Consider the following 13152-nt stretch of genomic DNA (forward strand, 5'->3'; position numbering starts at 1 on the left):
CTGAGACAGGGGGAGAGTGGGTGGGTTGTCGAAGGTGGTCGGCGCGTGCCGGGGCGAAGGCTCCCTGGCACGCGCCCGGGTGCCGTTACAGCGTGGGATGCAGTGCGACGGACAGAGCGGTGACGTCGGTGCCGATGAAGGACCGCTGCGGCTCGAGGTCGTTGGCGTCGCCGGTCAGGGCGAGCTGGGGGAAGCGCTGGAACAGGGCCGGGAGGGCGACGTCGGCTTCGAGTTTGGCGAGGCGGGCGCCCAGGCAGTAGTGGATGCCGTAGCCGAAGGCCAGGTGCTGCTTGTCGTCCCGGTCGATGCGGAAGGCCTCGGGGTTCTGGTGGATGTCCGGGTCTCGGCCGTGGGCGCCGAAGCCGATGATGATCGCGTCTCCCTGGCGGATGACGACGCCGTCGCCCAGGTCGATGTCCGCCGTGGCGTACCGCAGGGGCATGTACATGATCGGGGGGTGCAGACGGAGGGCTTCGTCGATGACGTCGCTCCAGCGCGCCGGGTCGGCCAGCACGGCGGCAAGCTGGCCGGGGTGGGCGAGGAGTTCGCGGACGGCGGCGTTGATCAGGGCGACGGCGGTCTCGCTGCCGGCGCCGATCATCAGGATGAGGGTGGAGATGAGCTCGGCGTGGCTGAGGCGGTCGCCGTCCTCTTCGTGGGTGGCCAGCAGCAGGCTGGTCATGTCCTCGCCCGGGTGGCTGCGCTTGGTGTCGATCAGGGCCCGCATGGCCTGGCCGAGATCCCGCTTGATGGCCTCGGCCTCCTGGGGAGTGACGTCGGTGGCGAGCACGGAGTCGATCACGCGCAGCATCTCGGGCCGCTGGTCGGCGGGCACGCCGAAGAGGTCGCAGATCACCCGGGCCGGGATCGGATAGGAGAACTGCGCGCGCAGGTCGACGGGGCCGGTGGGAGCGAGCGTCTCCAGGTGGTCGAGGAGGTCGGTGACGATCGCGTGGACGGCGGGGCGCATGGCCTCGATGCGGGCGGGCGTGAACGCGCGGTCGACCAGCCGGCGCAGGCGCTGGTGGTCGGCGCCGTCGGAGGTGAACATCGACACGACGTCCACCCACGGGTACAGCCACGGTATGGAGCCGGGGATGTGGGACGGCCAGGACCTCCGGGCGTCCTTGGAGACGTGGTCGTGGGTGAGGAGAACCTTGGCAACGGCGCCGCGGGTGACGGCCCAGGCGGTGACGTCGCCGGGCAGGCGGACGCGGACGGCGGGCCCGGCGGCGCGGAGGGCGTCGGCCTGGGCGAACAGGGCGCGGCCGCCGGTGCTGTCGAGGGTGACGGTTGCGGTGGGGGAGGTGCTGGTCACGAGGTTCCTCCTGCGAGGGCGGTGGCGGGGATGCGGTCGGCGGACTTGGGGCGGAAGGCGACGGGCAGCGTCTGCGGGCACTGGTGGAAGGGGCCGTACCGCAGCAGAGGTTCGGCGCTCTCGTCGGTCAGCGTCATGTCCCACAGCTGGTCGAGGATCGTCTCGACGGCGGTCTGCACGATCGTGGTGGCCTGGGAGATCGCGGGGCAGCGGTGCGGCCCGGCCGACCAGGCGAGGTGGGCCCGGCTGTCGTAGCTGCGGCCGCCTGGCAGTGCGGGGTCAGTGTTCGCGGCGGCGTGGGAGATCAGGACCGGTACACCGCCCGGTACGTGGACGCCGTGGAGGTAGGTGTCCTGGCGGGCGAAGTGGACAGAGAAGTTCGCCATGGGCGCCCGCTCCCACAGCGCCTTGTCCAGAGCCCGGCGCACGGTGAGCGTGCCGGCGGCGAGGTTGCCGGCGTAGTCGTCGTCCCGCAGCAGCAGGTACAGAGTCCAGGCGGTGGCGGCGGCAGTGGGGATGAGGCCGGCGCCGGTGACGCAGAACAGCTGGTTGAGTATCTCGTCGTCGCTGAGCGCCGCGGCGTGGTTGATCATCCAGGACGTGAGGTCCTGGCCGGGCTGGGCCCGGCGCAGCTGGATGAGTTCGTACAGCAGGCCGGCGAAGTCCGCAGCGCCCTTCGCGGCTTCGGGGCCGGCGCTGATGAGATCCTGACAGGCGCGCACCATCTGGTCGGTCATTTCGGGCGGGCAGCCGAGGATCTCGGCGAAGTCGAGCATGGGCACCATGTCGGCGAAGTCGGCCATCAGGTCAGCCTGACCATGGGCGATGACCCGGGCGATCAGCTTCAGTGCGCTGCGCCGGGTGATCTCCCGCAGCCAATGGGGGCTGATCCGGGCGATGCAGTCGTCCATGGCCCACCGCAGACGGGCGTGCTCGTCACCGTCGGTGTAAAGGACGGACGGCCGCCAGGCCATCATGCCGAGCACCGGGCTGTCCTGAGGGACGTGGCCGTTGGTCAGATCGACCCACAGGCGCGAGTCCTTGGAGTAGGTGTTCGTGTCGTTGACGAGGGTGACGGCGGCCCGGTGGTTGGTGACGACCAGGGCGTGCACACGGGGGGCGATCTCCGCCCATCCGGCCGGGCCCTGGGCACGCAGTTGCTCGTAGACGGCGTTCGGTTGGGCGGCGAATGCGGCACCGTGCAACATGGGGCAGCCGCTGGTGGAGAGCGGGGGCGGAGTGGTCATGAGACGGGCTCCAGGTTGGTGCGGGACAGCAGGTGGGAGACGAGCGCGATCAGCGGCGCCTTCGCCGAGTCCCTGTGCCGGACGTCGCACTCGACCAGCGGTGTGGAGGGGGTGAGGTCCAGGGCGCGACGCAGTTCGGTTTCGCCGTAACGGGGTGAGTCGTGGAAGGTGTTGACGGCGACCACGTAGGGCAGGCCGACTTCCTCCAGGCGTCCCATGGCGTCCCAGGACTCGGTGATCCGCGCGGTGTCGACCAGGACCACGCCGCCCAGCGCGCCCTGCATCAGCTCGTCGATCATGAAGCTGAACCGGGGCTGGCCGGGGCCACCGAACAGGTAGAGCACGATGTCGTCGGTCAGGGTGAGCCGGCCGAAGTCGAGTGCGACAGTGGTGGTGGTCTTGTCCGACAGGTCGCGCAGGGTGTCGACCGCCTTGCCTGCCTCCGTCATGCGTTCCTCGGTCGAGGCGGGACGGATCTCGGACACGGTGCCGACGAGGGTGGTCTTGCCGACGGCGAACGGCCCGAGCACGACGATCTTCACGGACTGGTCGATCCCGGGCCCCAGGTAATGGCCGCTAGAGCTGGTGGAGCGCATCGAGAATCCTCTCCAGCAGATGACGGTCGGTCTGCTGTGCGGCGGGCACAGGGTTGCGGCTGACGAGGTGGCCGCTGTCGACGAGGGAGGCGACCAGGACCTTGGTCACGGCGGCCGGCAGTTGCAGGTCGGCGCTCACCTCGGCCAGCGACAGCACGCCGGGCAGGCAGTGCTGCATCAGGCGGTGGGAATGAGCGTCCAACCCGCCCAGCGGCTTGTCCGGATCAGCGATCAGCAGCGTGGCCAGGTCCAGGGTGTGGCGGGATGGTGCGGCCCTGCCCCCGGTAGGGGTGTAAGGCCGCACCATCCCGGCACGCCGGCGGCCGCGGGGCGTCACGAGGTCGGGGTCCTCTCGCGCGCGGCCAGCGCGGGGGCCAGGCCCTTGATGGCCTTGATCGTCTCGGCGGACGCGACCGCCACCTCGGCGTCGGTCATCTCCGCGCTGACCGCGACGGCGAGCACCGTGTTGTGACCGGCGGCGAAGACGAGGACGCACGCCCCGGGAAGGTCGATGATGATCTTGCGGGGGGTCGTGTCGTCGGGCGTCGGCGCGAACTCGCCGACGCCGCGGCCCAGCGCGAACAGACTGGAGGAGCCGGCGGCGGTCCGGTCGGCCACGTCGCGGTGCAGTCCCTCGGAGTGCGCGAGCACCAGGCCGTCGCTGGTGAACAGGACGGCGTGCGCGACGCCCCTCGACCTGGCGAGGCGGTCGAGCATCCAGGTCATGTCGTGAGTGTCGGCGGTCGGCTGCTGCTGCTCAGTCATGGAGGTGGTCTCCTTCAGGGGTGTTCTCGGTGTCGTGGATGGTCCGCCCGAGCTGGGCGAGGCTGGCGGAGAACACATCGGGGTCGTCCGCCGGTGCGGGCTCGCTGTTCCGGGCCGGCGCGGCGGCAGCCGGTGAGCGCCGCCGTCGCTGGGGCAGCCCTTCAGGTGCCGTCGCCTGTGCCGGATGTGCGTCTGCTGCTCCGGTGGCCGCAGCAGCTCCCACGGGCAGGGGCATGTGTCCGGCACGGGCCGTGGCCGCCTGGCGGTCGGCCTCGATCTCCTCGGCGGTCGGGCCGCGTCCGAACAGCTCCAGAGGGATACGCAGCACCGCCCGCACACCGCCGTACGGGGAGGTGCTGGTGACATCCGCGGAAAAGCCATACTCGCCAGCGAGGCGGCCGATGACCGCGAATCCGAGCTGGCCGGTGTCCTGCACGGTGGTGACGTCCAGAACCTCGCGCTGCCCCAGCTGCCGGCCCGCGCTCTCGCGCTGGAAGGAGTTCATGTTCAGGCCGCCGTCGTCGACGACGATGCAGTACCCGGTCTGGAAGGGCTGCACCTCGACGAACACCTTGCCGTCGGAGAACGCTGCAGCGTTGGACAGCAGCTCGGTGAGTGCGACGGTGACCGGCTCGACGACCCGCCCCTCCAGGTAGGTCTCCCCGGTGCGCGGCTCGTAGGTGTAGCTGACGCGCAGGTAGTCGCTGATCCGCCCGCGCGCCGATTCCACGATCTCGCGAACCGTGCAGTCGGCGCGCTGCAAACCCGGCCACGATCCGGTCAGAATCCGCATGCGCTGCAGCGTGTGCAGGGACTGGGTGACCAGGTGGTCGAAGTTCATCAGGCTCTGGTGGTACGCCGTGCCGTCGGGATGGCGCTCCATCTCCTCGACGACGCGCATCTGGCAACGCTGCAGACCGGTCTGCGCCTCGTCGATCATGTCGCGCACCGCGGACCTGGCCGCGCGTCCGATCTGCTCGCGGGTGACGGCCACAGCCTCCTGCAGCAGCCGTCTCACGGCCTGGTGCGCGTGGTCGACGACGGTGCCGGCGAGCTCCTCCTGGCTGAGCCCGGGGACCGGAACACCGCGGTGCCCGCGCGCCAGAACATCCACCAGAGCGGGCATCGTCACCTCGGCGAAGTGCCGCATCTCCGCCTCGAGCGCGGCCAGGTGTGTGCCGTCGGCTTCGCGCTGCTTCTCCAGCCGCGCGCAGCGCGCGGCCAGAGCCCGCTTGGTGCGGGTCTGCGCGAGGAGACCTGCCGACGTGACGGCAAATCCGGCGCCGAATACGGCTGCGGTCACTTGTGGATCGAGCATGGAGACTCCTGACACATGGGGGTCGGCTGCGGGCGGTGCGCGACGGAGGAGAGGCGGTGCTCCCGCCCTGCCGCGCGGCCGATGAGCGGGCTAGGACGGAGGCGCGGGGAGACCGGGCCGACGGCGGAGCTCTGAGGAGTGTTCACGCGGCGATCACCGGCACCGGCGCCGCCTTGCGCAGTTCATGCAGCAAGAGGGCGCTGTTGGCCAGCCCGAGCATCGAGTACGCCTGCGGGAAGTTCCCCAACTGTCGCTGGGCGGCCGGGTCGTACTCCTCGGCAAGCAGGCCCAGGTCGCTGCGCAGCGTCAGCAACTGCTCGAACAGGGCATCGGCCTCGTCCAGTCGGCTGGTGAGGGCGAGCGCGTCGACCAGCCAGAACGAGCACAGGAGAAACGAGCCCTCGCCGCCCGGAAGTCCGTCCATGCCCACGTGCCGGCCCTCCGTGCGGTAGCGGTGCACCAGGACACCGCCGGGGGCCAGCTCCCTGCGGACAGCGTCGACCGTGCCGATCACCCGCGGGTCATCGACCGGCAAGAACCCGGTCTGCGGAAGGAGCAGGAGCGAGGCGTCCAGTCCCGCCGAGCCGTACGACTGCGTGAACGTGTTGCGCTCCGGGTCATATGCCCGCGCGCAGACCTCGGTGTGGATCTCTGCACGCAGGGCCATCAGGGCCTCCAGATTGGCGGCGAGTACGCCCTGCTCCACGAGGCGGACCGCGCGGTCGATGGCCACCCAGCACATGAGCTTGGAATGGGTGAAATGCCGTCGGCCGCCGCGGACCTCCCAGATCCCGTCGTCCGGCTCGCGCCAATGCTGGCGGACGTAGTCGACGAGCAGCAGAATCAGGCGCTCGGTCTTCTCGCACCGGGCGACGCCGAGTTCGTGCGCCAGGGCCAGCATCTCGATGACCTCGCCAGGCACGTCGAGCTGCAACTGGTCCACCGCGCCATTACCGACCCGGACCGGGCCGGAGCTCTCGTATCCGGGAAGCCAGTGCAGCTCCCGTTCCGGCATGTCGCGGCGGCCGTCGAGGCGGTACATGATCTGCAAGTTCTCCGGGTCACCGCCGAGCGTGCGCAGCAGCCACTGCCGCCACGCGACCGCCTCTTCGTGGCATCCCGTCCGCAGCAGCGCGGACAGCGTGACCGCCGCGTCCCGCAGCCACACATAGCGGTAGTCCCAGTTGCGCACCCCTCCGAGCTCCTCGGGCAGCGAGGTCGTCGGCGCGGCCACGATCCCACCGGTGGGGGCATGGGTGAGTGCCTTCAGCGTGATCAGAGACCGGACGACCGGATCGCGGTACGGGCCGTCGTAGACCAGCTGGCTCACCCACGTCTCCCAGAAGGCGGCGGTCTGCTTCAGCGCCGCTTCGGCGTCGGGAACCTCGGGCGCGGGAGCATGGGACGGCTGCCAACTCATGGTGAAGGCCACCCAGGCACCAGCCGCGATGGTGAAGGAGTGGTGGACGGCGCCGTCCTTCTCCATGCCCGGTACGGACGCATCGAGCCACAGCGCGTCCGGACCGGAAACCGCGGCTGTCCGCCCGTCCTCGTCGTAGACCCATGGCACCAGCCGGCCGTAGCCGAAGCGCGGGGCGAGCGTCGAGGTCATCTCCACCGTGCCGGTGACGCCCTCGACGATGCGGATCAGCTGCGGGCCGTGCCCGTCACGGGGCGGCATCAGGTCGAGCACGCGGACGGTGCCGGTCGCGGTGTCCCACTCGGACTCGACGATGAGGCTGTCGCCCACGTAGCGGCGGCGGTCCGCGTACGGGGCGGGCACACCGGCCGCGACGGTGGGGGCTATCCGCCAGGACCCGTGCTCGTCGGTGCCGAGCAGGCCGGTGAAGACCGCGGCGGAGTCGAAGCGCGACAGACACAGCCAGTCGACACTTCCGTCTCGGCAGACCAGAGCCGCGGTCTGCATGTCTCCGATGAGCGCGTAGTCCTCGATGCGCGGTCGGCGAACGGCCGGGGGGTGGGTGAGAGGCGGCAGGGTGGTCATGAGGTGCGGTCTCCAGGCGAGGCGAGGATGGCGTAGGCGTGCGAGGGGTCCCAGTGCGGGTGCAAGCGAGGTGGGTGGCGCCAGGAGGCGGTGCTCGGGCCGAAGTGCACCAGAGTGTCCCTGACGGTCGCGATCAGCACGCTGGTGATCAACTCGGTGGGAGTCACCACTGCCTCGGTACGGATCCGGCGCAAATGATGGTGGTCATCACGAGAGTGAAGGTGAGGACACGTAGCTGACCGCAGCTAGGACGCCAGGTCCACCAGCGCCTGTTTTTCCGCGCAGGTCTACACACGGCACACCTGCCGGTGACGCGAGTAGTGCGCACTGAGGGGTGCACGCAGGCCGGCGCGGGTCCGGCTGAGCGCGTCGTGTAGCGCATCGGCCGGGGTGGCCCGGACCAGGGGTGTGTCCGGGCGGGTCACCCACAGACCCGAACAGCCGTAGTAGCCGTCGGCACCACAACCCCAAAACCTGGGCGCGGGGACGCAGTCGGAGTGCGCGGCACCCCACTGGTGGACCGATTCGGCCTCCACCGGCACCAGGAGCCTGTGATGGAGCAGGCAGTACTTCACCGGCCCGACATCCGAGCCCTCCGCGACCAGGGCGTCGATCGCGCGTAGGCCAAGCGCTAAGCCCACACGCACCGCACCAAGATCTGGCGAAACCACGGCAGGCGGTCGCTCGCCGAGATCGATATTCCATGAGAAGTCACTACGTAAGGTCATGAGAGTGGCTCCAGTAAGTGAGGTGTCGCGGCGCAGAGGGGCTCGGAATTAGCACAGGACGGGGCGCTGCGGGTGGGCATGAGGGGAGGAGGCGACTGCGGAAGGTTCTCGTTGATCATCTTTCGCCTGCCTCAGCGTCATGCTTTGGTTCGTCGGACCGCGATTGCTTCCACCGCAATCCAGCGATCACCAGAACACCCATCCCGCCCACGACGACCACGAGCAGAATCGCTCCGCTCGCTGTCAGCACCATCGCCTCGCCCTATTTCGTGCGGGACAGCGTCGGTAATCCATGCCAGCGGAGCCCTGAGAGGACGACGACTGTAAGCGGCTCGGACGAGCCGTATGCTCACAGCTGTGAGCAGATGCCAATGACCTGGTCAAGTCGGGTGCATGGGCCCCGAGGAAGCGGATTCCACCCTGCCCTTTGAGAGACCGGACACAGCGTCGAGGGCGGCCGACACGCACTGTTCCAGCGGCTGGCAGGTGTCCACCACGACCTTCGGCTCCGAATCGGATCCGTGCCGGAGTCCTTTGCGCTGGGAAGTAAATCTGGAACGCCGGCTGCCGCCGACCGTGCCGACGCCACTTTGTCGGGGCAGACACACTCGACGATGTGCAGTGCGTGACCAAGACTTGAAGCGAAACGGCGCAGGGACAGAACGTCCCGGTGCCGGGTGAGGGGGCGTCCGTCGAGCACGATGACCGTCCCCGGCGCCGTATCGAGGTTCCACGAAGCTGCCTTCAGCACCCCTTCGTACAACCAGTCGTTCAGTTCCGGAGGAACCGCTACCAATGTGGGGAAGAGGGCCTTCCGCAGCAGGGCTGTGTTGAGCAAGACGCCTGGTATGGCCTCCGCCAGGGCCCGGGCAAGGGCGGACTTGCCGGTGAAGGGTAGACCGCCTAAGGCGACGATCATGCACGCTCCTGTTCGCACTCGATTCCACGTCCTACCCCGATCACGCCGACTGCGGCAGCAACTCGGGCAGGTGGGCCAGTTATGGGCATGCGAAGAAGGCCCACACCGCCTTCCCGTTGACACCCTCCCGACCACAGCGAGGAGCCGCAGTCCAGCCCTCGGAGAGAGCGTTCACGAGAACCAGACCGCGCCCACTGATCGCGCTCACGGACGGACGGATCTTCACCAGCGGAACGCCGCAGGAGTTGTCCGTCACCATGAGTCCGAGCGCGAAGCCCCTCTTCAAAGCGAGCGCGACCCCCACGGTCTCCGTCTCCTCCAGCGGCCGTGTCCGGCCATGCAAGACCGCGTTGGTGACCAGCTCGCTGACGGCCAAGACCACCTGGTCGGCGAGGCCGTCACCCTCGGGCAATCCCCAGCAGCCGAGTTGCCGCCGAACGAAACGGCGAGCTTCACCGACGTTGCTTTCACAGCTCTCGATCTCGACGGCGACCCGCTCAACCCCAACGTCGTATGCGAGAACCGCCAGGTACTCCCGGCTCGACAAGGCTGTCAACGCGTCCACCTCCCGGTTCTGGTAGGCGGACACCGCTTTGCATGGGTTTTGATAACGCATGCTGGAGCGGTGCCCGCCATGGGCCCGCCTGCCGGGGCGTCAGGTCCTCCGGCAGACGGACGTTGTCGGGCTTCCGAGAGCAGCAGGATTCGCCCTGAGGTGACGCCGGGCAACCGTGACGGTTCACTGATCAGTGACCCCAAGTACCTGAAGTGACGAACCGGGTCACTGATCCGTGACGAAGTCACTGTTTTTGACACAGAGTCGATGGTTCGTCACTACGATTTCAGGAACCGGTTCGGGCTGAGGAGGTACTGATGGCCCGCACAGCGCACGGCCCGTCTTGCGCCAAGCGGTTACGCCAGGAGGCCAACCAGCACGGTGAGCCCCCCGGCGAGATCGCTCGCACCATCCATGCTCACTGCGCGGTATCCCTTCTGCGCGCCCAGCGTCTCGCCCGTGGGCTGACGCTGAAGGAGGCAGCCAAAGGCCTGAACGAGCTCAGCGCGGAACGTCACGACGCCCCCCGGGTGGACGGCGACCAGCTCGGACACTGGGAGAACGGCCGCCAGCCTCGCCCGGCAACCCTCGGACTACTGTGCGAGTTCTACGACAACTGCACTCCAGAGGACCTGGGGTTCACGAGCACGGGGGCTGCTGTAGCACCACCTTCCTCCGGCTTGGCCATGACCGGCCGCATCCTGCCTTCACCCACCGCTGCACCCCGGCCCTTCACTGCAGACGCGCTGGAACAACAAGTCGACGCGGCTCGACGCTCAGTGGACCGGACCCTGGCTGCCGGCACCGTCAGTTCGAACCAGCTCGACATGCTCGACGAACAGGTGCTCTGGGTGCGAGAGCAGTACGTCTACACAGCACCGACGCCCATGATCACAGTGCTCCTGGACCTCCTCGCGGAGGTCCAGGAGCTCGCCGCTCAAAGGCAGCCGGCCGCCGTCCAGGTTCGGCTGTCCGAGCTGACCTCGATGCTCGCCACCCTGGTCGCCGACGCGCTCATGAAGCTTGGGCACCTGCCCCGGTCCCGGTCCTGGTACGCCACAGCGAGGAACGCCGCGGACGACAGCGGCAACACGGAACTCCGTGCCCGAGTACGGGCACAAGCCGCAATGCTCCCGTTTTACTACGGCCCCCTGGAAGCCGCGGTTGCTCTCGCCCGGGAGGCCCGGATCATCTGCCGCGGGCGCCCCAGCGCCACGGCCGCCTTTGCTTCGGCGGCCGAAGCACGCGCCCTTGCCAAGCTGGGAGACAAGGAAGGAGCCGAGGCAGCACGCCGATTGGCCACGGCCGCGTTCGAGCAGAGCAGAGCCAGAGGCTCAGCCGACAACGACGCCTTCGGCTTCCCAGAGCGGCGATTCAGGCTCTACGAAAGCGGAACCCTGACAGCCCTCGGTAAGACGAGCGAAGCACGTCGCGTTCAGGAGGCAGCCCTTCGTCTCTACCCTTCGAAAACCGGCATCGATCCAGCCCTGCTCAGTCTCGAGGCAGCCCTCTGCCTCGCACAGGATCGCAGCCCGACGGAAGCCTGCCAGCTGGCGGCCACCACGTTCTTGCGGATTGCCCCAGAGCACCGGACGCCGATTGTGGAAAAGCGGGCACGAGAAGTCATCGGGGCGCTCCCGCAGGGCGCGGAGGCCGGCCGCGCAGCCCGCGAGTTGCGGGAGATCCTCGCGCTTCCTTCCGGACAGATGTGACAGCGGCCGTACACGTCGGCGAGCCTGGACCCCATGACACAAGCTGCGCCGGCCCCCGGCGGGTACGACGAGTCCGAGATGTACCAGGTTCTAGAGCGAGGGTGCGTGGCCGTCGGCCTCGACTCCTCCGACGCTCGCCTGCTCCGCGGGCACACCAACGCGGTCATACTCCTCAAGAAGGAGCAGGTCGTCGTCAAAATCGCCCGTCGTGGGTCACGGACCGACGACGTGGCACGCACGGTCCAGTTTGTCCGCTGGCTCATGGGTGCCGGCTTCCCCACCGTTCCCCTGCTTCCGGTCGACCAGCCCGTCATCATCGACCAGCACGCCATCACCTTCTGGCAGTACCTGCCCCAGCCGGCTCAGCCCGTTGCCGCAGCCCAGCTCGCCAAGCCGCTGTACGCACTCCACACGCTGCCGACTCCACCCGTATCCCTACCCGCCCATGACAACATCGCTGCGATCCGCCGGTCTCTCGCCGCGATCACGTGCTTGTCACCCGAGACGCTGTCCTTTTTGAGCGAGCACGCCGCACAGCTCGAGTCCGACCTCAGCGCAGTGCAGTTCGAACTCCCGGAGGGAGTGATCCAAGGAGACCCGCAGCACCGCAATGCCCTGCACGTGGGCGACGGCGCAGCCGTACTGTGCGACTGGGACACGGTGGCGATCGGACAACCGGAATGGGACCTGATCACCGTAGAGGTCCACTGCAGACGATTCGGTCACGGAAAACAGCACTACGGAGCCTTCGCCGACGCGTACGGCTGGGACGTCACACGGTGGTCCGGCTACGGCACCCTGGCGTCGATCCGCGAGCTGCGCATGATCACGACGAACGCGCGTAAGGTCCACCATGCTCCAAGTAGCTTGGAAGAGGTCCAGCAACGAGTAGACGGGCTTCGCCGCCACGACCAGTCCCTCAGGTGGAACATCCTTTGACACCGGCAGTACTCGCAGGCCGTTCTGCCGGTGTCCCGCCCTCTACCTGATGTCTTTCGCCACTACCTGCATGAAGTCTGCGCCGCGTCCGGCTTGTAGTGGGAGGTATGCCGCTCCGATTCGGGCGCCTTGTCCTGCCACATCCGACCGGCCTGGGACGCCTTGGCCCGGGCCTGCTCGGCAGCCTGAACGACCTTGCCCTTGACCGGACCGGGCAGCCTGTCCTGCGCCTGACGGGCCAGACCGGTAGCCTTCTCCTTCAGCTCCCCGCCCTTGAGCGCGGCTTGCCCCTTCAGCTCACCGGCCTTCGCCACAGCCTGCTCCTTGACTTCGGTGGCCTTCTCCTGGGCACGCGCCTTGACGTCGGCCTTCGCCGCGAGCACTTCGACTGTCTTCCCGAGCTCGGTACGGGTCTGCTCGACCTGCTCGCGCAGTTCCTGAGGACTGGAGGCGGTGGGCTCGTCGTGGGGCGGCTGGGGCATCTGTGCGCACTCTCCTTGATCTCGGCCACGTCGGCCTTCACGTTCTCAACCGTCTGCTCGGGCGTGGGCGGCGAGGCCCGGTCGATCTGCTTCTTTCCACTCATGGCCATTACCGCGGCGATCACCCCCAGCACCGCTGTGACGATCAGTCCAGCTGCCCACACCGGCAGCGCCACGGACGGCCCCCGCCGTGATCAATTCAAAGATCATCCCACCCGGTCAACCAACGTGACTGTGAGGATGATCGGGTGCCGCTCCGGGCGGTGGCTTGACTCGCAACGTGACTGGCCGTGTGCCTTGGCATTGATCTGTCGGCTGCCCGCTCGGCGCGGTGCGGGTTGCCGCCGGGCAGGGGACGTGTCCCGATAGGGGCCTTCGCGACAGGCACCGTCACAGTCTTGACCGCCCCGGCCCGGCGACGGCCACCAGCACCCAAGGCGATCAGGAGAAGGCGACTTTGCCCAGCATTAGAAGCCGTATCTCAACCGATCTTGGAACGTGTGGATCGAACAGGGTTCCTGGTCGGGTGATCTTCCGCAGGTACGCGCATGAAGGCAGGGCCTCCTG

The 13152-nt window shown here is 68.5% G+C and carries 13 protein-coding genes and 1 pseudogene; 2 read left to right on the plus strand and 12 right to left on the minus strand.

Translation table 11 applies throughout. The features are described 5' to 3' along the window. Window positions 1–85: 85 nt before the first annotated feature. The 10 genes from KUM38_RS24145 to KUM38_RS24190 form a co-directional block, all read right to left on the minus strand. Window positions 86–1318 (minus strand): cytochrome P450, encoded by a 1233-nt coding sequence (locus tag KUM38_RS24145; RefSeq protein WP_217131531.1) that lies wholly within the window; start codon window positions 1316–1318, stop codon window positions 86–88. Next, window positions 1315–2565: a cytochrome P450 gene (locus tag KUM38_RS24150; RefSeq protein ID WP_217131532.1), complete on the minus strand. Its 1251-nt coding sequence runs from the start codon at window positions 2563–2565 to the stop codon at window positions 1315–1317. Before KUM38_RS24150 ends, KUM38_RS24145 begins: the two co-directional genes overlap by 4 nt. Further along, window positions 2562–3161, minus strand: a complete 600-nt coding sequence (locus tag KUM38_RS24155) for an ATP/GTP-binding protein (RefSeq protein WP_217131533.1) — start codon at window positions 3159–3161, stop codon at window positions 2562–2564. The genes KUM38_RS24150 and KUM38_RS24155 overlap by 4 nt, the downstream gene beginning before the upstream one ends. Next, a complete protein-coding gene (locus KUM38_RS24160; protein WP_217131534.1) occupies window positions 3142–3468 on the minus strand; it encodes a DUF742 domain-containing protein in 327 nt (108 codons plus the stop codon). Before KUM38_RS24160 ends, KUM38_RS24155 begins: the two co-directional genes overlap by 20 nt. Before the next feature lie 26 nt (window positions 3469–3494). Next, window positions 3495–3926, minus strand: coding sequence for a roadblock/LC7 domain-containing protein (locus tag KUM38_RS24165; protein ID WP_217131535.1), 432 nt, complete (start codon window positions 3924–3926; stop codon window positions 3495–3497). Next, window positions 3919–5244: an ATP-binding protein gene (locus tag KUM38_RS24170; RefSeq protein WP_217131536.1), complete on the minus strand. Its 1326-nt coding sequence runs from the start codon at window positions 5242–5244 to the stop codon at window positions 3919–3921. The genes KUM38_RS24165 and KUM38_RS24170 overlap by 8 nt, the downstream gene beginning before the upstream one ends. Window positions 5245–5386: 142 nt before the next feature. Beyond that, window positions 5387–7249 carry a glycoside hydrolase family 15 protein gene (locus KUM38_RS24175; protein WP_217131537.1) on the minus strand — a complete coding sequence of 621 codons (1863 nt, stop codon included), beginning with the start codon at window positions 7247–7249 and terminating at the stop codon, window positions 5387–5389. Beyond that, window positions 7246–7416 (minus strand): hypothetical protein, encoded by a 171-nt coding sequence (locus tag KUM38_RS24180; RefSeq protein WP_217131538.1) that lies wholly within the window; start codon window positions 7414–7416, stop codon window positions 7246–7248. The genes KUM38_RS24175 and KUM38_RS24180 overlap by 4 nt, the downstream gene beginning before the upstream one ends. A gap of 910 nt (window positions 7417–8326) precedes the next feature. Then, entirely contained in the window at window positions 8327–8896 is a 570-nt protein-coding gene (locus tag KUM38_RS43660; RefSeq protein WP_217131539.1) for an AAA family ATPase, read from the minus strand. A 79-nt stretch (window positions 8897–8975) separates the two neighbouring features. Then, window positions 8976–9485: an ATP-binding protein gene (locus KUM38_RS24190; protein ID WP_308409030.1), complete on the minus strand. Its 510-nt coding sequence runs from the start codon at window positions 9483–9485 to the stop codon at window positions 8976–8978. Between the two features lie 284 nt (window positions 9486–9769). Here KUM38_RS24190 and KUM38_RS24195 point away from each other — a divergent pair, with 284 nt between their 5' ends. Then, window positions 9770–11164: a helix-turn-helix transcriptional regulator gene (locus KUM38_RS24195; RefSeq protein ID WP_217131541.1), complete on the plus strand. Its 1395-nt coding sequence runs from the start codon at window positions 9770–9772 to the stop codon at window positions 11162–11164. 105 nt (window positions 11165–11269) lie between these two features. Continuing rightward, the gene (locus KUM38_RS24200; RefSeq protein ID WP_308409031.1) at window positions 11270–12103 is read left to right on the plus strand and encodes a phosphotransferase; all 834 of its coding nucleotides are present in this window, start codon (window positions 11270–11272) and stop codon (window positions 12101–12103) included. A 62-nt stretch (window positions 12104–12165) separates the two neighbouring features. On the opposite strand, the gene KUM38_RS24205 is transcribed toward KUM38_RS24200, so the two are convergent. Further along, on the minus strand, window positions 12166–12585 hold the full coding sequence (locus KUM38_RS24205) for a DUF3618 domain-containing protein (protein WP_217131543.1): 420 nt from the start codon (window positions 12583–12585) through the stop codon (window positions 12166–12168). Then, a pseudogene (locus KUM38_RS24210) lies at window positions 12585–12764 on the minus strand (phage holin family protein); the annotation flags it as partial. The gene KUM38_RS24205 and the pseudogene KUM38_RS24210, both read right to left, overlap by 1 nt. Window positions 12765–13152 lie beyond the last annotated feature (388 nt).

It is taken from the genome of Streptomyces sp. AC558_RSS880, from assembly GCF_019049255.1.
Taxonomy (GTDB): Bacteria; Actinomycetota; Actinomycetes; order Streptomycetales; family Streptomycetaceae; genus Streptomyces.